Raw genomic sequence first — 19,998 nt, forward strand, 5'->3', positions numbered from 1 at the left:
TCAGTTCTGCGGCACCACGAATTCCGCCCGACGCGGCCGCTCTCCCGCCTTGGCGGGCAGAAGCACCACGATGCGGCAGACCGCCTGTCCGCCCTGCGTCGCCGGCGAAGCCTTGGCCAGCGTGCCGCCGTTCTCGGCCGCCACCTGCTGACCGATCGCATAGCAGTCGGCGGCCACGCCATGGAGGAGCCCCTCGGGCGCCGAGGGCAACAGGGCCGGCACGGCCGCGGCCTGCGTGGCGAACAGGCCGGCGGCGCAAAGCGCCGGGATCGCGAGGCGGGGAAAGATGTGCAAGGTGATCATGGCACGTCTTCTAACCCATACGTTCTGAACGTGAAATGAACGGCAAACCATCGGCCCCTCCCCCTCTGCCAGGATCGTCATTCAAGGCCCGAAGCGGGCCTTGGGAGCCGCGAACCCGACCCGCGGCCCGCTGTCGATCAACTCCGCGGCCCGAGCGTTCGACCTGGACGGGCAGCCTTGCGCGGGGAGGGCGACCTCGCGCGACCTCGCCGCCCGCCCTGCCCCGGCGCCGCCACGACGGCGCGAAAACGCAGCATGCCGTGATGCACCGCCAGGTTCTCGTCGTAGCGTATCTGGTCGAATTCCAGCCGCAGGCCAAACGCGACGTCGCCGTCCAGCGAGCGGCCGTCGAGAGCGGCGCGAGCAGCATCCATGATCGCTCTTGTTTCGGCATCGTCGCGCGCCTTCGACCAGACATGCAGCGTAAAGAGCTGCTCGGTGTCGCTCTCGCCTCCCGTGCCGTAGTCGTAGAGGCCCGTCCGGCCGAAGGTCGCATGCGGCAAAGGCGCGTTTGCCGGCGCCCTCTCGTAGACATGCGCTTCGCCGATCAGCGCGACGAACCGGGCGTCCTGGCGGAGCGCCTGGAACACTGCCCTCTGAAGTTCCGCGGCCGGAGGGGCCATTCGATCTCGACCTCAGGCTTGTGGAGCCGCTCCGTCGCGGTTCCGGACATCCGACTATCCGCCGGTAGCGATCAGGGAATCAACCCCTTCTTCACATTGAGGCCGCATCATTTCTGCCGGTTCGGCAAAGGCGCTCGCACGAGTGGCTTGCCGCCGCCGCCGAATTGAGGGAAAAGGCAGGAAACCTCGTCTCACGGCCTGCCCTGGCAGGGGTCGGCAGCGTCGCGAAACGAGGGCGGGTGGATGATGGACGATCCTTTCAAGCCGCGCAAATCGCGAAGCCCCCGGGCGACCCGTTTCCTCGCGGTCGATGCCTGGATCGATTCGAGCCTCTACGAGGCCGGCTTCAAGCTGGGCGAATGGTGGGAAAGGCTGACGATCTTCTCCCGCCGATTCCGGGTGACCGGCTGGCGACGCTGCCTGGTCGAGCTGGCCAGCGAAGCGGCAACCCTGGGCGCTGCCGGCTCGGTGGTCATGCTGGCGCTCGCCATGCCCGCCTTCGAGGAAACGTCGAAAGACTGGCGTTCCCAAGGCGATTTCGCCGTGACCTTCCTCGACCGCTACGGCAACGAGATTGGACAGCGCGGCATCATCCAGCGTGATTCCGTGCCGGTCGACGAGTTCCCCGATCATGTCGTCAAAGCCGTCCTGGCCACCGAGGACCGCCGGTTCTTCACCCATTTCGGCATCGACTTCCTCGGCCTGACCCGCGCCATGCAGGAGAATGTGCGGGCGAACTCGGTCGTCCAGGGCGGCTCCACCATCACCCAGCAGCTTGCCAAGAACCTGTTCCTTTCGAACGAGCGCACGGTCGAGCGCAAGGTCAAGGAAGCCTTCCTGTCGCTGTGGCTGGAGATGAACCTGTCGAAGAAGGAAATCCTCCAGCTCTATCTCGACCGCGCCTATATGGGCGGCGGCACTTTCGGCATAGCGGCTGCCGCCGACTTCTATTTCGGCAAGAAGATCAAGGACCTTACGCTCGCCGAGGCGGCCATGCTGGCGGGCCTGTTCAAGGCCCCGGCAAAATACGCGCCGCACATCAACCTGCCGGCAGCGCGCGCCCGCGCCAACGAGGTGCTGACCAACATGGTCCAGGGCGGTTTCACGACCGAGGGCCAGGTGCTCTCGGCGCGGCTCCATCCGGCTGACGTCATCGACCGCGGCAACAAGAAGAGTCCCGATTACTTCCTCGACTGGGCGTTCGAGGAAGCCAAGCGCGTGGCGCAGAAATCGGGCGTCCATTCGATGGTCGCCCGCACGACCATCGATATGAACATCCAGGCCGCGGCGGAGGAATCGCTCGAATATCACCTGCGCCAATACGGCAAGGAGTACGGCGTGAGCGAAGGGGCAATCGTCGTCATAGAGACCAATGGCGCGGTCAGGGCCATTGTCGGCGGCCGCGACTACGGCGCCAGCCAGTTCAACCGGGCGACGAAGGCCCTGCGCCAGACCGGCTCCTCCTTCAAGCCCTATGTCTATGCGACGGCGATGGAGAACGGCTTCACGCCGGGCTCGGTCATCTCCGACGGTCCGATCTCCTGGGGCGGCTGGTCGCCCAAGAACTATACGCGCGGCTATTCCGGCCGCATGACGCTCACGACCGCGCTGGTCAAATCCATCAATACCGTCCCGGTGCGGCTCGCCAAGGACCACCTCACCACCAAGCCGATCAAGGCGCTGATCCAGGCCATGGGCGTGGAATCCGAGATCAGCACGCACAAGACCATGGTGCTTGGAACGTCGGGAATGACCGTGATGGACCAGGCGACCGGCTACAGCGTCTTCGCCGACAACGGCATGACGGGCCTTCGCCACGGCATCACCCAGCTCATCACCCATGGCGGCGATGTCGTCTACGATTTCGACCGCGACGCTCCGGAGCCGCACCGCGTCCTGTCGGAGAAGGCGGCGGCTCAGATGAACTCGATGCTGGTCCAGGTGCCCGAGATCGGCACGGCACGCCGCGCCGCCCTGCCAGGCATCCGCTCGGCCGGAAAGACCGGCACGACGCAGGCCTATCGCGACGCCTGGTATATCGGCTTCACCGGCAACTACACATGCGCCGTCTGGCTGGGAAATGACGACTTCACCTCGACCAGGAACATGACAGGCGGCTCACTTCCGGCGATGACCTGGCAGCGGCTGATGGCCTATGCGCACCAGAACATCGAGCTGAAGCCGATCCCGGGCATCGAGCACCCGTTCATCGAGATGCCCGCCGCCGAGAAGCCTGCCGGGGCGGGCAAGAAGCCCACCGACACGACGCCGGAGATCGAGCGGCCTCGCGTGCTCTCCGCCGCCACCACCCGCGTGCTGCGCGCCATGACGCAGATGTTCCGCAAGGCGCCGGCTCTCGAAACGCCGGCGGAACCGAAGACGCTTTCGGCACTGTAGAGGCCGGCCGCGGGCGGCTACGACCCCTCGCTTTCCCCATCCATCGCCTCCACGGCGGTCAGCAGCTCGCGCAGCAGACCCGACAGCACCTCGCGCCTTTCCGGGCTGAGCGCGTCGATGAAGCGCAACTCATTCGCCATATCCGCGCGGAAAGCCTCCTCCGCACGTTTCTGTCCTTCCGGCGTCAGTGCAACCAGGAAGCTGCGGCCGTCCTCGGTCGATTTCTCCCGCGTGATCAGCCCTGATTTCTCCAGCCGCACCAGACGGTGGCTGAGGCCGCCCGACGAGATCATCAGCGAGCGGTAGAGTTCGGTCGGCGTCAGCTTGTAGGGCGGCCCCGAGCGGCGCAAGGTGCTGATCACGTCGAATTCGCCGCGGTCCAGCCCGAACCGGGCGAAGGTGGCGACGATGCTCGGCCGCACCAGGTTCGACAGGCGGTATGCACGACCCAATATGGTCATCGGCGACGTGTCGATGTCAGGGACTTCCCTCGCCCACTGCCCCCGCAGCCTTTCGACGTGGTCGCGTGCCTCGCCGGTGTTGTCTCCCATCGTGCTGTCCTCCGTCGTTCGTTCCGTCCTTAGCGGGAATATGTCTCGACAGGAAGATATATATCTTGACGAGAAGATAGAATTCCGAAATTATCTTCCCGCGAAGATATCTCCACCCGATCGGGAGGCTGAAATGTACAATCTCGTCCGCCACACCGAACCCGCCCCCGGCGCCAGCCGCACCGTTCGTTTCGACGGTGATGAACATGGCTCCGAAGTGTCCTTCTTCCTGGTCGACAACGAGCCCGGCCAAGGCCCGGCCCTGCATGTCCACCCCTATACAGAGACCTGGATCGTGCGCGCCGGCGAAGCCGAGTTCATGGTCGGCCGCGACAGGATGCGTGCCGGCCCCGGCGACATCGTCGTCGGAGGCGCCGGCGTCCCGCACAAGTTCCGCAATGTCGGCACGGGTCGGCTGCAGCTCGTCTGCATCCATGCGAGCGCCCGCATCATCCAGGAATGGGTGGAAGAACACGACCAACCGACGGCCTGAGCAGCCGGCTCCCCCTCTTCGAACAGGAGCAACCATGTCTTTCCAGGGTTATCTCGACACGATCAAGAGCAAGACCGGCAAGGGTCCGGAAGACTTCCAGCGGCTCGCCGACCAGAAGGGCTACGCCGAGAACGGGCGATTGAAGCCGGGCGTGAAGGCCGGGCAGATCGTCGGATGGATGAAGGACGAGTTCAATCTCGGCCACGGCCACGCGATGGCGATCTACGCCCTGCTCTCAGGCAAGCGAAAGCCTGGCGACGCTTGACGGGCCCGCGATCCTGGACTTTCAGCCGCCTGTTTTCGCCGCTTCGCGCTTTGGCGACTCTACGATAGAGTTCGAGCCGGTCCGACGCCGAGGATTGCCACGAACCGGCCTCGCGGCCGGCGCAGATGCACGGAGGGCGCGTTGAAAGTAACGATCGACATCGACTGCACGCCGGCGGAAGCCAGGCAATTCCTGGGGCTCCCGGATCTTCAGCCGCTCCAGGAGGCATGGGTGCGGGAAATCGAGAAGAAGATGATGGCCAGCCTCGACCAGTTCTCGCCCGAAAGCCTCGCCCGCAGCTGGCTTTCGGGCGCTCAGGCCGGCGCGGATTGGATCCCGGCAGTGTTTGGCGCATTCATGCGGGAACGCGGCGAGGACAAGGGCAAGAAGAGCTGAGGCAGGGATAGCGGCTTCGAAGATGTCGGGGGGGGGGGTCCTGGCGCGTCTCGTGTATATGCTTTTTTTGACGGTCCGACAGCCGACTGGCCATGTCCGTGTCCGAAGCGGCCCCTTCATGCACGCGCAAAGCGACTCGGCCCGATCTGCATAGCTCGCGCATTTTCCAGCCGCACGACTCATGCCAATCTGCGATTGCAGAAAGTGTCCGAAGAAGTCCTGCCGAAATTCCGACGCAGCCGGTCGAGAATGGATCGGAGGCCTCGCAGCGAGGAGAAGTCTGGATGTTCAAATGTTCGCCCGCCGAGGAGGCAGAGCCGCAGGACTTCACCTGTCTGTGCCACAGCCCGGCATTCGCGCGCCTTAACGCGCTGGTGGAGCAGAGGTTCTCCCGGCGGGCGTTCCTGACCGGTGCCGCAGCCATCAGTGCCGCTGCCTTGTGGCCGGGAGTGTCCGTCGCAGCGATCCCAGCTCCACCTGCAACCCCGATCGCGTTCACCAATATCAGGCTGTTCGACGGCAAGTCCGGGAAGCCGATCGAGGGCCAGCGCGTCACCGTGGAGGGTAACAAGATCAAGGCGATCGAAGCCGGCTCCGACCCGATGACCGAAGGCGCCGAGGTCATCGACTGTGGCGGACGCACCCTGATGCCCGGCCTCATCGACGCACATTGGCATTCGATGATGGCGCCGATCGGCATGATCGACCTCATGACCGCCGACATCGGCTACATCAACATCGCCTGCGCCGAGGAGGCGAATCGGACACTCATGCGCGGCTTCACCAGCATCCGCGACCTTGCGGGCCCCTCCTTCGGCCTCAAGCGGGCGATCGACAGCGGTCTCACGGCCGGGCCGCGTATCTGGCCGTCGGGCGCCATGATCTCGCAGACCAGCGGCCATGGCGATTTCCGCCTGCCTTACGAGGTGCCGGCGGAGCCTACCGCTCCGCTCAGCCGCGGCGAAAGGCTGGGCGGAGGCATGATCGCGGATGGGGTTGACGAGGTGCTGAAGCGCTCTCGCGAGCAACTCATGCTGGGCGCGAGCCAGCTGAAGTTGGCCGCCGGCGGCGGGGTCGCGTCGAACTTCGATCCGATCGACGTCACCCAGTACACCGAGGCCGAGTTCCGCGCCGCCGTCGATGCGGCAGAGAACTGGGGCACCTATGTCACCGTGCACGCCTATACGCCGCGTGCCATGCAGACCGCAATACGCGGCGGGGTTCGGTGCATCGACCATGGCCAGCTGATGGACGAAGAGACGGCCAGGATCATGGCCGACAAGGGCACCTGGTTCTCCAGCCAGGCCTTCATCGACAACGAATACGCCAATCCCTATCCGGAGGGTTCGGCCAACAGGGCCAAACAGCTCGCCATGTTCGCCGGCACCGACACGGCCTATGAGCTTGCGAAGAAATACAAACTGAAGACCGCCTGGGGCACCGACATATTGTTCGACCCATCAAGGACAAAGAACCAGGGCGCGCTGCTCACGACCATGACCCGCTGGTACGCCCCCGACGAGGTCCTCGTCATGGCGACGGGCACCAACGCGGAACTCTTGGCCATGTCCGGTCCGCGCAATCCCTATCCCGGCAGGATCGGAGTGATCGAGGCCGAAGCCTATGCCGATCTGCTGCTCATCGACGGCGATCCGATCGCCGACATCAAGCTGATCGCCGATCCGGACAAGAACCTCAGGATCATCATGAAGGATGGCCGCATCTACAAGAATACGCTCACGGCCTGACCACGAGCCATCACCCCTGCGCCGGCAGCGGCAGGCAGGAAAACGAGCGCCGCTTGAGCGCCTCGCAGGCGGACGCGGCCGAGGCCGGGCTGTCGAAACCCACGAAGCGGGCCCGGTAGAGTGTCCTTGATCCGCTGGATACGGCCTCGGTGTAGAGGGATATGTCGGAGAAGCGGCGGGACAGCGCCGAACTGGCCCGACGAAGCAGCGCCATTGCCGCATCCTCCGTGTCGAGGGCTGCGATCTGGACCTGCCAGCCAGACCCGTCCCTTTGCAGCGGTACGACGGCCGGCTGGACATCGTGTCGCAGGTCGCCGGCGGCGGCCACCAGCGCGGCGACCGCGTCTGTGCGGGGAGCGGCTCGCGGAATTGGAACACCCTTGACCGGCATCGACACATGCGCCGCGTCGCCGCGTCCGGCCCGAGCGACCTCTACGGCTTTTGCCGACGCCTTCGACAGGTGGCGATCCATCAATGCGGCCATCTCGGCATCGCGGCTTCGTGCCGTGCGTCCGCCAAGCACCACGCCCACGACACGACGATTTCCCTGCTTCACGGCGCTGACCAGATTGAACCCTGAGGCCCTGGTGTAGCCGGTCTTTATGCCGTCCATTCCGGCATAGCGATACATCAGATTGTTGTGGCCCCGGATGACCCTTCCCCGGAACTTGAAGCTCTTCGTCGCGAAGAGCTTGTATTCGCTGGGATAGTCCCGGAGCAGCGCGACCGCCAGCGTGGCCATGTCGCGGGCGGTCGTAACCTGCCTGGCATCGGGCAGGCCCGAGGCGTTCCTGAAGACCGTCCGCTTCATGCCAAGCGCTCGCGCCTTTTTGGTCATCAGCCGCGCAAAGCCGGCCTCCGATCCGCCCAGAGCTTCCGCCATCGCAGCCGCAGCGTCGTTGGCCGATCGCACGATCATGCCGTAGACGGCTTCGCGCACGGTGATCGTTCCTCCGGCCCGCAGGCCGAGCTTCATGGGAACCTTGCCGGCGGCGTTTCGGGAGACCTTGATTTTCTGGTTCCAGCCGAGCCGGCCGGAGCGAAGGGCTTCGAATGTCAGATAGAGGGTCATCATCTTGGTCAGCGACGCCGGATGCTGAAGCTTGTCCGGGCCTTTCGCCGCGAGCACCGTCCCGCTGTTCACGTCCAATATGATGCTGGAATTGGCGGCATGGGCTTCCGAAGCAGCAAGTGCCGAAAATAGGAGAACCATCGCCGAAAAAATACTTATAAAAGTATATTTACAGCAATTCTTCAAAGAACCTCTCAAGGCCGCCGGCCCTCCGTACCTCTCCCCTTTTTGACGGCGGAACTATATTGCCGCGCGTGCGCAACACGAAACCTAAAATTGTAGTAATTGGGCGGTTGGTGAATGGGCGGTAAAACGGGCGGCGCCAAGAGTTAACGCCACGTTCTCGTCGCATCTGGAGCAGGCGCCGCTTCGCGGTGGCCTTGCGGCCATCCTTGACAACTCTTCCACGCGGCACTTCTGGCCTGACGCGATACCGCTCCACACACCCGGCAAGAACCAGAAACGACCGGTCTTATGACGCACGACAAAAACCGGACATCTTTACAAAGCTGCCGGCAGTGTGCGTCCTTGCCGACGTCGATTCGAGGGGAGTGTTCTCATGAGGTCTATCAAATCATCGTTCCTTGCCGCCGCCGCATTGGCAGCATGCATCGCTGCCACAGGTGCGGCCAACGCCCAGACCGAAGTCAAGATCGGCTACGCGCTGGCCGAAAATTCGCACTACGGGGTGGCGGCCAAGGCGTGGGCCGAGGCAGTCGAGCAGGCGACCGACGGCAAGTTCACTTTCCGTCAGTTCCCGTCATCCGCGCTCGGAGGCGAGCGTGAGGTGGTCGAGGGACTGCAACTCGGCACGATCGAGGCGACCATCGTCTCCACAGGGACACTGAGCAATTTCGTGCCGGCGGTGGGCGCCACCGACATTCCGTTCCTTTTCCGCGATCTCAAGCACGCGCGCGACGTGCTGGACGGCCCCGTGGGACAGGAGGTACTCCCCCTATTCGACGACCGCGGCATGGTGGCGCTCGCCTGGGGCGAGCAGGGCTTCCGCCACATCACCAACAACAAGCACCCGATCGACACGCCGGCCGACCTGGCGGGGCTCAAGCTGCGCACGATGGAGAACCCCGTCCACATCACCGCCTTCGAGACGCTCGGCGCCGCGCCGACGCCCATGGCCTGGCCGGAGGTGATCGGCGCGCTCCAGCAGGGCACGATCGACGGACAGGAGAACCCGCTCTCCGTCATCGTCTCGGTCAAGCTGAACGAGGTGCAGAAATACCTGACCTTGTCCGGCCACGTCTATTCGCCGGCCATGCTGCTCGTCTCCAAATCCTTCTTCGACAATCTGTCGGACGAGGAGCAGGAGGCTTTCCGCGACGGCGCGGCCAAGGGCGTAGTGGCCATGCGCGCCTTCGTCGACGATGTCGAGAAGAGCGGCGTCGCGACGCTCAAGGAGCGCGGCATGCAGGTCAACGAGCTGTCGCCGGAGCAGAAAGCCGAGTTCCAGAGCTCGCTCAAGGCGGCCTATCAGCAGTACTACGAAAAGTACGGCAAGGATCTGATCGACAGGATCATCGCAACGAAATGACGACGGCCGAGCGGCCACACTCCGCCCGACCGGAGAGGCGCCGGGCGGAACCTAGCCTGCAGGAGGGAGCAATGGACAGGGCGGAACGCATCTTCGTGGCGACCAACCGCTGGGCGCTGATCCTCATCCTGGCGGCCATGAGTGTCATTGTCTTCGCCAATGTCGCGCTGCGTTACCTGACGAACTACTCGATCGTCTGGGCCGAGGAACTTGCCCGCTACCTGATGATCTGGATGACCTTCCTCGGCGCGGGGCTGGTGCTGCGCTTCGGCGGGCATGTCGGCATCGACAGCCTGCACCATGTGCTGCCGCGACGCTGGGCGCAGATCCTGCGCGTCGGGCTTGCACTGCTGATGATCGCCTTCTTCGCCGTCATGGCCTGGCAAGGTTTCGATTATATGCAGCGCGCGCGGTTCCAGACGACGCCGGCCCTGCGCATTTCGTTCAGCTATGTCTACGCCGTGTTCCCGATCGGCTTCGGGCTGCTCATCGTGCACCTCCTGCTGGTGATACGAGGCTATGTGCGCGACCGTCGATTCGCCGAAAGCGACGAGGTGAACGCAGACACGGCGGCGGCCGTCTGAGGAGGAGCCGGTCCATGATCGCCACGCTCGTCATCGCCGTCCTCGTCCTGCTGACGCTCGGCATGCCGGTCGCCTTCGCGCTCGGCATTTCGGCCTGGCTCGCCATCCTCGTCGGCGGCCAGTTCCCGCAACTCGTCATCCTCAAGGAGATGTTCACCGGGCTCGACAGTTTCCCGCTGCTGGCCGTACCCTTCTTCATCCTCGCCGCCGAACTGATGACCGGGGGCGCGCTGACCGCCATCCTGCTTCGCTTCGCCATGCAGTTCCTCGGCCATCTGCGCGGCGGCATGGGCTATGCCAACATCCTCTCGCTAACGCTGTTCTCCGGCATCTCCGGCTCGGCGCTGGCCGATGCCGCCGGCCCCGGCGCGATGATGGTGCGCATGATGGACGAGGCCGGATACAAGCGCGCCTATGCCGCCGCGCTGACGGCTTCGACGGCGATCATCGGCCCGATCATTCCGCCCTCGATCATCATGATCATCTACGCCCTGCAATATGAAGGCGTGTCCGTGATCGACCTGTTCCTGGCGGGTTTCATCCCGGGTATCCTGATTGCGCTCGGCATGGCGGCGGTGAACTGGTACGTCTCGCGCAAGCGCGACTATCGCTCCGCCGCGCAGCGACCGGACGCGCGCACCATGCTATGGAACACGCTCAACGCGATGCCCGCGCTGTTCCTGCTCGTCATCATCATCGTCGGCATCCGCTCCGGTGCCTTCACGCCGACCGAGGCCTCTGTCGTCGCAGTCTTCTACGCGCTCGTCTGCGGCATGTTCTTCTACCGCACGCTGCGTCCCACGGACCTGCCGCGCATCGTTGCCTCGTCGGCGCTGCTGACGGCTTCCGTCCTTGTCATGCTGGCGACATCGCAGGCCTTCGCCTGGGTACTGACCATCAAGGGCATTCCGCAGGACCTCGCCGCCACGATCATCGCCTGGGACCTCGGCCCGCTCACCTTCCTCGTGATCGTCAACATCCTGCTTCTCATGTTCGGCATATTCCTGGAACCGATGCCGGGCGTGCTGATCCTCATTCCGATCCTCGCGCCCATCGCCTCGGGCCTCGGCATCGATCCGGTCCATTTCGGGGTGATCGTCTGCTACAATCTTACCCTCGGCATGATATCACCACCGGTCGGCAGCCTGCTCTCCGTCGTCTCCATGACGGCCAAGGTCGACCTGCCGGCACTGGTGAGGGAACTGACGCCCTTCCTCATCATGCACCTGATCGTTCTGATGCTGCTCACCTTCGTCCCGGCCTTCTCGACCACGCTGCCAGCGCTGGTGAGGTAGCAGGGATTATCCGCCGCTAGCCGGCCGCAAGGATTTCCCGCGGCCGGCGGACGTAGGGTAGCGGTTCAGCTCTTTCTCGACAGGGCGGCAGCCAGAGCCAGGCCGCCGACAAGCGAAACATGCTCGAGCGGCACGGTCATGTCGCGAAACGCCTCCTCGCCTTCTCTCGCCCAGAAAGGATGCGCAATTGGGATCGTCAGCAGGGTGAACACGGCGAGCGCTCCGCTGGCCATCCAGACGCCGCGATTGAGAATGATTGCCGTGGACGCTCGCAGTTGCAGGACGAGCGTCACGGCATTGGCCGCCCAGCCGGGATGGAGGTTGAAGCTCTCCATGACCGCGGCATTGGCCTCGAAGTCGACCAGCTTCGCCAACCCGCTCGACCAGAAGACGAAAGTGAGTACCGTCCGGGCGAGGAATGCGAAGGCGCGGGAGTCCAGGACCCTCTCGAAGATAGCCGGCATGGCTCACCCCTCCCATCCCCGACTGCCCCTCCGAAGGCGTCGCGCGGACGTCGCCCGTGGCTTGCGCCAGAACGCCGTGCTTTGCTATGCCGGTCGAACGATCCCCCGACCGCGTGCCGATGCTCCAGCGAATTCTCCTCGTCCTTACAGTGCTCCTGATCGCCATCGGCGCGGGCACGGCGAGCGTCTGGTACCCGCTGCATTCTCAAACCGGCATCGGTTCGGTGACGATCGGCGGCTGGACCGTCTTTCCCAATATCGGCACGCCGCAGGCTGATCCCTATTCCAAGGCGCGCATCGCACGCGAAGGCGTGCTTTCGCTCGGGCGGGCCGAGGGACTGACCTTCATCGCCGAACGCGATTCGGCGGGCAACCTGCTGCGCCGCGACTGCGGCTACAAGGTCGAAGGTTCGGTGCCGCCGGCACGATTCTGGACCCTGTTTGCCGCCGATCCCTCGCTGGCGGCACTGGAAGCCGGCTCCTCCGGGCCCTCGGCGACGCATTCCCAGGAGATAATGCGCCGGCCCGACAACAGCTTCTCGATCGCCTTCGGTCCCCGGCCGGGTCCCGGCAACTGGGTGCCGGTCACGGGCACCGGGACGATGACGTTCCTGCTGACGCTTTACGACACCCCCATCGAAGCCAGATCCGGCATGGACGACATCGAACTCCCGAAGGTATTGAGGACGGTCTGCAATGACTAGCCGTCTGCTTTCGGGGGGAATCCGGCTTCTCCATGCCCTTGTCCTCGGCCTCGTCGGCGCGGGCATCGTCCATATCGCGATCCTGCTGCTCCTTCCTGTGGTCTCGGAAAGGGATGCATGGTCTCGCCTCGCCCGGTCAGGCGATCTTTACGCTGTGGTTCGCGCCTCCGGCGGCGCCGGCGACCGGCGTGTGCTGCGTCTGACCGACCCCTTCATCGAAGCAGTCGCTTGCCGGTTCGATCTTGGCGACGGTATCGCGCGCATACGCGCCGCGGGCCACGTTCCGTTCTGGTCGGTCTCCGTCTATGACCGCAACGGAACGAACGTCTATAGTTTCAACGACCATGCGACTGTCGACGGCAATCTCGACATTCTGGTGCTGACCCCGATGCAGATGGTCGAACTCCGCAAGGATCTGCCGCCGGAGTTCCAATCCTCGATCTTCGTGGAAGCCGATATCGAGGAAGGCATCGTGGTCGTGAACAGCTTCGTTCCCGACCCGAGCTGGAAGCCGGCGATCTCGGCCTATCTCAAAGGCGCGACCTGCGGCACCGAATAGCGGCGGGCAGGCGTCATTCGAAGCAGCCTTGCCCTGCGACGCGCCGGCTTTTGTCACCAGGATTTCTCATAGGCTAAGAGGTCCCATAGAAACGTCGCGGCAGGGTCAGGCCATGGTCGCAGCCCAACTCTGACCCGGACAAGGAACATGACGCGTATGGGCGTCCACGATGCGAGGCTTCAATACCGCGCCGGCTTCGGTTTCTCGCCCTTCGATACGCTGGCTGCAACCCGTTTACCGCCGTTTCCGACAGGTACCCGCTCGTAGCGGACACCCGGGAAGATGATGATTGACGCAGCGACCGCGCGCTGCGGCCTGGTGGTCTTTGTCGCCGCTGTCCGCGGCACAAAAGGCAGTATAGCGCCCATGACTTCGCGCTCCTCTCGGTTGAACCGGAGCAACAACGCAACGCCTCCGCCGCGATTAGGGCAGTACAGAGTTAACAGGCTGTTACCGGAAAGCCGTGAATTCCGAATATTTCATGGCCTCTTATTCAGCGCGCCGGCGCCCCAGCCGGGACCTCGGCGCACCTAGTCGCCTTGTTGCGTCACGAGGTCTAGCGCTGTTGCCGTGAAGCGACCGTGAAGCAAGCACGACGCCCGAGACGACAGCCAGGGCTTTCCTCGATGGTTGGGCGAGACACCCTGCATGTCACTCGACAGGTTCATTCTCCCTTAACCATGAATGATTACAATCTTATCGGGGTCGGAATGCTGGAAAGCGGCGACCGCCTAGCCATGTGGGATCGATGCGCCGGCCGACAGCGCGGGATCTGGCCGGGCACAGCCGCTGGCCTGCAGGAAGCTCCGTGTTCGGCTGGCTGCGCCAGGTTCGTGCGCATATCTGCCGATCGGCTTCGTGTTGCGTCAGGCGTGTCATCGTGTCGTCCTCGGATTTCAGACAGATTGCCAATCGAGCCGAACACGGAAAGGCAGAACGCCTGTTCCGCGCGGCCGTCTCCGCCTTCTGCGCGCTCCCACGTCCGTCGCGGCGCGAAATCGCGCAGCTCGAAGACCTCGCCTTGCCGCTGTTCGATTCCGTCTCGGCGGAATCGAAGCGCTACGTCGCCGCCGCCCTCTCCGAGATTCCCCATGCGCCGCCTGCCCTCGTCCGCCGACTGAGCAACGAGCCGGTCGGGATCGCCGCGCCGCTGCTTATCCGTTCCGATGTTCTCAGCGACACCGACCTCATCATATTGATCGGCAGGCATGGCCTGCCGCATGCCCGGGCGATCGGCCGCCGCCGCAACCTTAACCCGACCATTGCCAATCTCGTCAGGGCGCTCGACCGCCCCGCCCAGGTGCCGCAGGACAGCCACGCAATTTCCGCTTCTGAAGATCGTCCGCCATCGCCGCCCGTCGGGCTCCCAGCAGATACGCCCGCAGAGAGCGTGAGGCAGAAGCTGCGAGGCATGATGTTGCCGGCCACGGCCGATGCGGACGACGGACGGATGTCGGCGACGGCGATCCGGAACGCGCGATTCTCCAAGCTGCGCGCCACCGCGCTCACCGGGCACCTCAACTACTTTCAGGTCGCACTGGCTGAGGTACTCGGCATCGACCTGCGCCACGCCAAGGCCATCACCGAGACGGCGAACTACGCTGACCTGAGCCTCGCGCTGCGCGTGGTCGACCTCGAGGTCGAACAAGCCTTTCTGATCGTGGCGGCGATCTTTCCGGGCTTTTTCGGCCACGCCGAAGGCATTCGACTCTTCGTCGACCGCTATCGGCTGAGCCACCGCGAAACGGCACGGGAAAAACTGCGCGGCTGGAAGGCTGAAACCGTTGCGGAGAGGCTTGCGCGCCGGCCCGATGCCCGACACCGCAGCGGATCGAACGCCAACGAGCCTGCCCACCCGCCCTCACCGGGCGCCCTCAGGGCGTCGTGAGAACAAGCAGTTCGGCCAGCGGCGTCGACCCAGGCTCCAACTCGACCACCCAGACATCGGAATCGAAGCGCATCTCCTTGGCCAGCCGTGCTTCGATCGCATCGCCATCGACATCGGACAGTATCGCCGCGAACTGCCTCTCATGCGGACGTCCACTGTCATAGGCCGTTTGCGGCGCCGGGCCGAGGAGCGAAGTCTCGCCGAGCCTGTTGCGCGTAACCACGAAGACGGCGCCGGCTTCAGCCGCCCCCCGCCGCATCACGGCGCCGAAGCCGCCGTCGCCGAAGACGCGCCGCAGCAGTGCCGACACCCATAGATCCGTTGTGACCCGCATGGGCCTCTAAGGCCCTGCCCGACGTCAGTTCGTCAAGCCGATTTCGCGCATCTTCCTGTACACCACCTCGTCCGGCTCCCCGGTGACCGGCAGGCCGAACAGCGACTGGAACTCGCGGATGGCCGACTTGGTGCGCGCGCCCACGATCCCGTCGATCTCGATGTCGTCATTGCCGAAGGCCTTCAATCCGGCCTGGATCCTGACGATGCGGGGATCGCTCCCACTGGGCGATGCGGCCGGCCTCGCCTCCGGCGCGAGTTGCTCGGGTCCGACGCGCGGCACCGGAACCGGCAGGCGCGGCGCGATGCCCGCGGTCGCAGCACCGAGTTGCTCAAGAAGCGTGTCGTCGATGTCGCCGGACACCGGCAGGCCCACCGTCTTGCGGTAGGCTTCGATCGCCTGGCGCGTATTGGGACCGGTGATGCCGTCGACCTTTCCGCCGTAGAAGTCGAGGTCGCGCAGCACGGCCTGCACCCGCTCCACCGTGGGGTCGCCGACCGGCGCCGGCACCGCCGCGCGGGCGCCGCGTTCGATATGGATGGTCGTCGAGGACCGCGTAACGACGTCTTCCTCCGGTGCCGGTGGTCCGACATAGGCGGTGTCGCGGGTGGAGAAGAACGCGCCCTCGTGGAAATGGGGCTGGTACCACAATGCGTTGGCCGAGACGTAGGCGAGCGCGACGAGAAACGCCGTCGTGCCTCCGACCAGGACAGGATTGCGCGCCACGACGATCGCGAGCGACGCCGCTCCTTGCCGGAGAACGCCGGCCGGTTCTTCCTCGACCTTACGCAATCTTGCGGAGCGTGCCATCGATCTCCTCTCTGGTTTCGGCCGCCTTCATCGACAGCAGCTCTCCCCGCGAAGCCCGCCAGGTCGCCGGTCCGTCGATCGGCAGGCTGATGGCCACCGTCGTTCCCTGCCCGAGCGCGCTTTCGATCGTCATCGTTCCCTGATGCAGGCCGACGAGCCCTCTCACCACCGAGAGACCGAGCCCGGTTCCCTCGAACTGCCTGGTGTAGTCGTTCTGGATCTGCGTGAAGGGCTGGCCGATGCGTCCCAGATCCGCCTCGGCGATGCCGATCCCGGTATCGGCGACAGAGAAATGAAGGCGCGAGCCCAGGCGCTTGGCGGCGAGGCTGATGGTGCCACCCTCCGGCGTGAACTTGATCGCGTTGGACACGAGATTGATGAGGATCTGCCTGATGGCACGGCTGTCGGCGACCACGTCGCCGACGGCACCCGCAACATGCATGTCCAACCTAAGCTTCTTGGCATCGGCCTGGGGCGACAGCATCGCCCTGCACATATCCACCGCGTCGCGGAAGCGGAACGGCTCTGGATGGATGTCGTAGGACCCGGCTTCGATCTTGGAGACGTCGAGGATCGAGTTGACCACGGCCAGCAGATGGTTGCCGGAGTCGCGGATCATGCAGACATATTCGCGCTGCCTGGGATCGTCGAGCCTGCCGCACATGCCGTGCGCGAGCATGTCCGAGAAGCCGATGATCGCGTTGAGCGGTGTGCGCAGTTCGTGGCTGACCGTGGCGAGGAAACGGTCCTTCGCGGCACTGTTGCGGTCGGCGGCCTCGCGCGCAAGGGCCAGCGCACCACGCAGCTCTTCCGTCTGGAGGGCCTGGCGCAACAGCACCACGATCTCTCGTGCGTCGCCGGCGCGCACCAGCTCCACACAAAAGAGGCGGTAGTTGTCGCCGGCCGGGCCGTCGGCCCGACGTGGCAGCCTCAACCTCAGCTCGCAATTGCGGGAGGCTGCGCCATCGCGGATATCGGCCAAGGCACTGAGATATGCGACCCGGTCGGCGACATGGATGCGGTCAAGCAAGCCGCTCGACAGCAGCAGTTCCGGCTGGAGATCGAGGATATCGCGCGCCTTGCGCGAAACGTCGGCGACATCGCCATTCAGTGTCATGCGAAATACGACGGCGTCGATGAAATCTTCGATGCCGCGATGCTCGTCGTCCGCGTCCCGATGCGGCTCGACGCCGAGCAGTGAGTGGAGCCGCGGCAGGAGCGAAAGGACATAGCCGGCCGGCACCAGCCAATGCCAGGCGCTGGCCGCAATGTCGGCACCGGCGAGCGCCGGTGCGACCATGGCCTGGACGACGAAAGCGCCAATGGCGGCAAGACTGCCAAGCCAGGCCGAACGGGGCGTCCGTGCCACCCAATAGGGTTCGACGACGAGGCCGAGCGCGAGCAGGGAAAGCGGCGAGGCGATACCGCCCGCCGCCGCGATGACCGACCCAACGGCCGGCGCCCCCATCGCGAGCATGGCGCCGGCGGCGAGCGTGTCGCGGCCGGTCGTCGTCACCGCCACGACGGCGAGCCAGGCAGCGGCGAGCAAGCCGCAGATCGCCGCGAGCGCCGCAGCCGCACCCAGGCCAGGAACAAACACCTGGGCAGCGGCAGCGGCCAGGAAGAACGGCCCGACCAGCAAGGCACCGAGCAGCCGGGCCTGGCGCACGCGGACGTCCGCGCAAGTCACGGAAGGGTGGACCAGTCGGTCGCAACCTGCGGCCAACCCGGCGAGCCATTCCGAAGATCTGGTTGCCAACGCACTCAACGCCACGCACTCGCACCTGTCCGCTTTGCGGATCGCTCTTGGTTGGTTCCGACCCTCTCATCCAGCCTTTAAGGAAAGGATAAGGTCGTGCGTTTGGGCACCGTATTGATGTCGATTGTCGGGCCGGAGCTGGTGGAATCGGCACTCACCTTCGGCCATAGTAAATGGTGGGTTATCGTCGCCGCGCGCTTCGCAGGTGCCTGACGGGACCGTGCGCAGGCACGAAATATTTTTGAAAAACAGGGTGATATGCGTGCGCGTCGGGTCACCGACCGGCGGATGCCACGATCGGCACCGGCCCGCGCCCCGGCGCCGGATCGGGATCGCTAAAACTCGAAGCGAAATTGAGGAAAATCCGGTTCGTTCCGGCAAGCCGTCCTTTGGGCGCGCCGTGCCAGTGTCTTGCCAAGGAAGCGGCCGCGCCCCCCAACGGGCCTCGCCGCCGACACGAGACGAGAGGCAGAAAGATGCGTTTCCTCATCCGCATGGGTTTCTGGTTTTCGCTGGTCCTGCTGCTCCTCCCCTTCCATAGCGAGGGAGGCTCTGACGGAGCGCCAGGCGTCAGCCCGATAGAGGCCGTTTTCGCGGCCCGGGATGCAGTCGGCGACCTGGCGGGCATATGCGAACGAAAACCTGACGTCTGCGAGACCGGCAAGTCCGCCCTGCAGACGATCGGAGTGCGCGCCCGTGAAAGCGCACGTATCGCCTACGAACTGCTCGACGATCGGTTCGCCGAGCCTGACCCGTCGCTCAGCACCGGCGGAATTCCGGGCGGGGAGATACAGCCGAAACCGGGCGTCGCGTTCAAGGAGAATGCTACGCAACGGACCCGGGACGTCTCCGCTCCGATTCCGTCGGCGCGTCCGTCGTCCTGACCATGGCCGGCTCGATCCTCGATCTCCCGCACGGAGCGAATCGCGGCATGGCAGCATGCGAGCGGCTGATCGCTTTCCGGCGTCTCTTGTTCTCGAAGTTCGCGCGGGCGTCTGCCGCGTAAGCTCTTTTTCCGTGACCTCGGCGCCGCCGCTCACTATATCAACGGCAGGATGACCATTACGATCGAAACCATAAAGGACGATTTCGCCTTCCTGGACGAATGGGAAGACCGCTATCGTTACATCATCGAGCTCGGCCAGGGCCTGTCCCCCTTTCCCGAACAGTCGCGCGACGATGCGCACAAGGTTCGGGGTTGCGTCAGTCAGGTTTGGCTCGACACCGCGCGCGGCGGTGGCCCTGACCCCGTCCTGACGTTTCACGGCGATTCCGACGCCCATATAGTGCGCGGGCTGGTGGCTATCATGATCGCACTGTTCTCGGGCCGCCGCGCCAGCACGATCCTGGCAACGGAGGCGGAGGAGACGATGCGCGAGCTCGGCCTCGATGAGCATCTGACCCCGCAGCGCGCCAACGGGCTGCGCTCCATGGTCCGGCGAATCAAACGCGAGGCAGAAGCGGCACTGGAACCCGCGGAATAGAGCACGCCGCGCAGCGTCGCAGAAAACAGCCGCCCAAAAACAAAAACGGCGCCTCGCGACGCCGTTTGGTAGAATTGCATCGAACCGCCGATCAGCGACCCTTGCGCTTGCGGCCGAGGCCCATCTTCTTCGCCAGTTGCGAACGCGCCTGCGCATAGTTGGGCGCGACCATAGGATAGCTGGCGTCCAGGCCCCATTTTTCACGATACTGATCCGGCGTGAGCCCATAGTGGGTCATCAGGTGCCGCTTCAGCGACTTGAACTTCTTTCCGTCCTCGAGGCAGATAATGTAGTCGTCGTGAACGGACTTCTTCGGGTTGACCGCCGGCTTCTGCTTGTCAACGACAGGCTGATCGCTGCTGCCGCCGACGCGACCGAGCGCTGCATGCACGTCGGCGATCAGGTTGGGAAGTTCCCCGACGGGAACGGGGTTGTTGCTGACATAAGCGGCGACCACATCGGCCGTCAGCTCGATCAACATTTCACTATTTTTTGCGGGTGCGTCTACGATATCCATCTTGCTCCAGGCCCCAATGCTTGTTTCTACCAGCCCCGTTTTTTGTGGTTGTCGGGGCCGGGCGCGACCACTCGACAGGCATTCGACCTTCCGATTCGCGCATCACTTATTTAATTGATGTGCACAGTAAATCAAGTCTATCAAACGCTATATTTCGAGGAAGTTCCCGGCGCTTCAGTCTTGTATTAAGCCTATGTTTTTCT

At 64.5% G+C, this 19,998-nt stretch carries 22 protein-coding genes; 13 read left to right on the forward strand and 9 right to left on the reverse strand.

Translation table 11 applies throughout. The features are described 5' to 3' along the window. A complete protein-coding gene (locus JN302_RS28725; RefSeq protein ID WP_202329975.1) occupies nt 1-303 on the reverse strand; it encodes a hypothetical protein in 303 nt (100 codons plus the stop codon). A gap of 137 nt (nt 304-440) precedes the next feature. Beyond that, complete coding sequence (locus JN302_RS28730) at nt 441-926, reverse strand: DUF3168 domain-containing protein (protein WP_202329976.1); 486 nt, start codon at nt 924-926, stop codon at nt 441-443. 246 nt (nt 927-1,172) lie between these two features. Between JN302_RS28730 and JN302_RS28735 the strand changes: the two genes are divergently transcribed. After that, a complete protein-coding gene (locus tag JN302_RS28735; RefSeq protein ID WP_202334480.1) occupies nt 1,173-3,323 on the forward strand; it encodes a transglycosylase domain-containing protein in 2,151 nt (716 codons plus the stop codon). A gap of 17 nt (nt 3,324-3,340) precedes the next feature. Here JN302_RS28735 and JN302_RS28740 read toward each other — a convergent pair whose 3' ends face one another. Then, nucleotides 3,341-3,874: a MarR family winged helix-turn-helix transcriptional regulator gene (locus tag JN302_RS28740; protein ID WP_202329977.1), complete on the reverse strand. Its 534-nt coding sequence runs from the start codon at nt 3,872-3,874 to the stop codon at nt 3,341-3,343. Between the two features lie 133 nt (nt 3,875-4,007). Between JN302_RS28740 and JN302_RS28745 the strand changes: the two genes are divergently transcribed. From JN302_RS28745 to JN302_RS28760, 4 genes are all read left to right on the forward strand, one after another. Beyond that, nucleotides 4,008-4,367 carry a cupin domain-containing protein gene (locus tag JN302_RS28745; protein ID WP_202329978.1) on the forward strand — a complete coding sequence of 120 codons (360 nt, stop codon included), beginning with the start codon at nt 4,008-4,010 and terminating at the stop codon, nt 4,365-4,367. Nucleotides 4,368-4,401: 34 nt separating this feature from the next. Further along, nucleotides 4,402-4,632: a DUF4287 domain-containing protein gene (locus tag JN302_RS28750; RefSeq protein ID WP_202307614.1), complete on the forward strand. Its 231-nt coding sequence runs from the start codon at nt 4,402-4,404 to the stop codon at nt 4,630-4,632. 141 nt (nt 4,633-4,773) lie between these two features. After that, on the forward strand, nt 4,774-5,028 hold the full coding sequence (locus JN302_RS28755) for a DUF6489 family protein (RefSeq protein WP_202307615.1): 255 nt from the start codon (nt 4,774-4,776) through the stop codon (nt 5,026-5,028). Between the two features lie 284 nt (nt 5,029-5,312). After that, entirely contained in the window at nt 5,313-6,776 is a 1,464-nt protein-coding gene (locus tag JN302_RS28760; protein WP_202329979.1) for a metal-dependent hydrolase family protein, read from the forward strand. A gap of 10 nt (nt 6,777-6,786) precedes the next feature. On the opposite strand, the gene JN302_RS28765 is transcribed toward JN302_RS28760, so the two are convergent. Next, nucleotides 6,787-7,989, reverse strand: a complete 1,203-nt coding sequence (locus JN302_RS28765; protein ID WP_202329980.1) for a D-alanyl-D-alanine carboxypeptidase — start codon at nt 7,987-7,989, stop codon at nt 6,787-6,789. A 418-nt stretch (nt 7,990-8,407) separates the two neighbouring features. On the opposite strand from JN302_RS28765, the gene JN302_RS28770 reads away from it, so the two are divergent. The 3 genes from JN302_RS28770 (at nt 8,408) to JN302_RS28780 (ending at nt 11,276) form a co-directional block, all read left to right on the forward strand. Beyond that, complete coding sequence (locus JN302_RS28770; protein ID WP_202329981.1) at nt 8,408-9,397, forward strand: TRAP transporter substrate-binding protein; 990 nt, start codon at nt 8,408-8,410, stop codon at nt 9,395-9,397. 71 nt (nt 9,398-9,468) lie between these two features. After that, nucleotides 9,469-9,981 (forward strand): TRAP transporter small permease, encoded by a 513-nt coding sequence (locus JN302_RS28775; protein ID WP_202329982.1) that lies wholly within the window; start codon nt 9,469-9,471, stop codon nt 9,979-9,981. Nucleotides 9,982-9,995: 14 nt separating this feature from the next. Beyond that, nucleotides 9,996-11,276: a TRAP transporter large permease gene (locus tag JN302_RS28780; RefSeq protein ID WP_202329983.1), complete on the forward strand. Its 1,281-nt coding sequence runs from the start codon at nt 9,996-9,998 to the stop codon at nt 11,274-11,276. A 65-nt stretch (nt 11,277-11,341) separates the two neighbouring features. On the opposite strand, the gene JN302_RS28785 is transcribed toward JN302_RS28780, so the two are convergent. Then, nucleotides 11,342-11,740 (reverse strand): DoxX family protein, encoded by a 399-nt coding sequence (locus JN302_RS28785; RefSeq protein ID WP_202329984.1) that lies wholly within the window; start codon nt 11,738-11,740, stop codon nt 11,342-11,344. A 119-nt stretch (nt 11,741-11,859) separates the two neighbouring features. On the opposite strand from JN302_RS28785, the gene JN302_RS28790 reads away from it, so the two are divergent. The 3 genes from JN302_RS28790 to JN302_RS28800 all read left to right on the forward strand — a co-directional run bounded on the left by JN302_RS28790 (nt 11,860) and on the right by JN302_RS28800 (nt 14,891). Next, nucleotides 11,860-12,444: a DUF1214 domain-containing protein gene (locus JN302_RS28790; RefSeq protein WP_202307622.1), complete on the forward strand. Its 585-nt coding sequence runs from the start codon at nt 11,860-11,862 to the stop codon at nt 12,442-12,444. After that, entirely contained in the window at nt 12,437-13,003 is a 567-nt protein-coding gene (locus JN302_RS28795) for a DUF1254 domain-containing protein (RefSeq protein WP_202307623.1), read from the forward strand. Before JN302_RS28790 ends, JN302_RS28795 begins: the two co-directional genes overlap by 8 nt. 880 nt (nt 13,004-13,883) lie before the next feature. Continuing rightward, complete coding sequence (locus JN302_RS28800; protein WP_202329985.1) at nt 13,884-14,891, forward strand: hypothetical protein; 1,008 nt, start codon at nt 13,884-13,886, stop codon at nt 14,889-14,891. On the opposite strand, the gene JN302_RS28805 is transcribed toward JN302_RS28800, so the two are convergent. Genes JN302_RS28805 through JN302_RS28815 form a run of 3 tightly spaced genes read right to left on the reverse strand, consistent with a single transcriptional unit; the run spans nt 14,878 to nt 17,704 of the window. Next, complete coding sequence (locus JN302_RS28805) at nt 14,878-15,225, reverse strand: DUF1491 family protein (RefSeq protein WP_202307628.1); 348 nt, start codon at nt 15,223-15,225, stop codon at nt 14,878-14,880. The genes JN302_RS28800 and JN302_RS28805 overlap by 14 nt on opposite strands. A gap of 24 nt (nt 15,226-15,249) precedes the next feature. Beyond that, nucleotides 15,250-16,035 (reverse strand): peptidoglycan-binding domain-containing protein, encoded by a 786-nt coding sequence (locus JN302_RS28810; protein ID WP_202329986.1) that lies wholly within the window; start codon nt 16,033-16,035, stop codon nt 15,250-15,252. Then, the gene (locus JN302_RS28815; protein WP_244845983.1) at nt 16,010-17,704 is read right to left on the reverse strand and encodes a sensor histidine kinase; all 1,695 of its coding nucleotides are present in this window, start codon (nt 17,702-17,704) and stop codon (nt 16,010-16,012) included. Before JN302_RS28815 ends, JN302_RS28810 begins: the two co-directional genes overlap by 26 nt. A 566-nt stretch (nt 17,705-18,270) precedes the next feature. On the opposite strand from JN302_RS28815, the gene JN302_RS28820 reads away from it, so the two are divergent. Both JN302_RS28820 and JN302_RS28825 read left to right on the forward strand, forming a co-directional pair. Further along, nucleotides 18,271-18,678, forward strand: a complete 408-nt coding sequence (locus JN302_RS28820) for a DUF5330 domain-containing protein (protein WP_202329987.1) — start codon at nt 18,271-18,273, stop codon at nt 18,676-18,678. 171 nt (nt 18,679-18,849) lie between these two features. Continuing rightward, a complete protein-coding gene (locus JN302_RS28825) occupies nt 18,850-19,278 on the forward strand; it encodes a SufE family protein (RefSeq protein WP_202329988.1) in 429 nt (142 codons plus the stop codon). Nucleotides 19,279-19,369: 91 nt separating this feature from the next. Here JN302_RS28825 and JN302_RS28830 read toward each other — a convergent pair whose 3' ends face one another. After that, entirely contained in the window at nt 19,370-19,795 is a 426-nt protein-coding gene (locus JN302_RS28830) for a MucR family transcriptional regulator (RefSeq protein WP_202307633.1), read from the reverse strand. Between the last annotated feature and the right edge of the window lie 203 nt (nt 19,796-19,998).

The organism is Mesorhizobium sp. L-8-3 (assembly GCF_016756615.1).
In the GTDB taxonomy this organism is placed as follows: domain Bacteria; phylum Pseudomonadota; class Alphaproteobacteria; order Rhizobiales; family Rhizobiaceae.

What these genes read in the sequence shown, in the direction of transcription:
- JN302_RS28765 (WP_202329980.1), bottom strand. Translation starts at nt 7,989, where the DNA reads ATGGTTCTCCTATTTTCGGCACTTGCTGCTTCGGAAGCCCATGCCGCC.
- JN302_RS28740 (WP_202329977.1), bottom strand. Translation starts at nt 3,874, where the DNA reads ATGGGAGACAACACCGGCGAGGCACGCGACCACGTCGAAAGGCTGCGG.
- JN302_RS28805 (WP_202307628.1), bottom strand. Translation starts at nt 15,225, where the DNA reads ATGCGGGTCACAACGGATCTATGGGTGTCGGCACTGCTGCGGCGCGTC.
- JN302_RS28745 (WP_202329978.1), top strand. Translation starts at nt 4,008, where the DNA reads ATGTACAATCTCGTCCGCCACACCGAACCCGCCCCCGGCGCCAGCCGC.
- JN302_RS28775 (WP_202329982.1), top strand. Translation starts at nt 9,469, where the DNA reads ATGGACAGGGCGGAACGCATCTTCGTGGCGACCAACCGCTGGGCGCTG.
- JN302_RS28795 (WP_202307623.1), top strand. Translation starts at nt 12,437, where the DNA reads ATGACTAGCCGTCTGCTTTCGGGGGGAATCCGGCTTCTCCATGCCCTT.
- JN302_RS28785 (WP_202329984.1), bottom strand. Translation starts at nt 11,740, where the DNA reads ATGCCGGCTATCTTCGAGAGGGTCCTGGACTCCCGCGCCTTCGCATTC.
- JN302_RS28830 (WP_202307633.1), bottom strand. Translation starts at nt 19,795, where the DNA reads ATGGATATCGTAGACGCACCCGCAAAAAATAGTGAAATGTTGATCGAG.
- JN302_RS28780 (WP_202329983.1), top strand. Translation starts at nt 9,996, where the DNA reads ATGATCGCCACGCTCGTCATCGCCGTCCTCGTCCTGCTGACGCTCGGC.
- JN302_RS28725 (WP_202329975.1), bottom strand. Translation starts at nt 303, where the DNA reads ATGATCACCTTGCACATCTTTCCCCGCCTCGCGATCCCGGCGCTTTGC.
- JN302_RS28735 (WP_202334480.1), top strand. Translation starts at nt 1,173, where the DNA reads ATGGACGATCCTTTCAAGCCGCGCAAATCGCGAAGCCCCCGGGCGACC.
- JN302_RS28810 (WP_202329986.1), bottom strand. Translation starts at nt 16,035, where the DNA reads ATGGCACGCTCCGCAAGATTGCGTAAGGTCGAGGAAGAACCGGCCGGC.
- JN302_RS28760 (WP_202329979.1), top strand. Translation starts at nt 5,313, where the DNA reads ATGTTCAAATGTTCGCCCGCCGAGGAGGCAGAGCCGCAGGACTTCACC.
- JN302_RS28820 (WP_202329987.1), top strand. Translation starts at nt 18,271, where the DNA reads ATGCGTTTCCTCATCCGCATGGGTTTCTGGTTTTCGCTGGTCCTGCTG.
- JN302_RS28790 (WP_202307622.1), top strand. Translation starts at nt 11,860, where the DNA reads ATGCTCCAGCGAATTCTCCTCGTCCTTACAGTGCTCCTGATCGCCATC.
- JN302_RS28825 (WP_202329988.1), top strand. Translation starts at nt 18,850, where the DNA reads ATGACCATTACGATCGAAACCATAAAGGACGATTTCGCCTTCCTGGAC.
- JN302_RS28770 (WP_202329981.1), top strand. Translation starts at nt 8,408, where the DNA reads ATGAGGTCTATCAAATCATCGTTCCTTGCCGCCGCCGCATTGGCAGCA.
- JN302_RS28730 (WP_202329976.1), bottom strand. Translation starts at nt 926, where the DNA reads ATGGCCCCTCCGGCCGCGGAACTTCAGAGGGCAGTGTTCCAGGCGCTC.
- JN302_RS28750 (WP_202307614.1), top strand. Translation starts at nt 4,402, where the DNA reads ATGTCTTTCCAGGGTTATCTCGACACGATCAAGAGCAAGACCGGCAAG.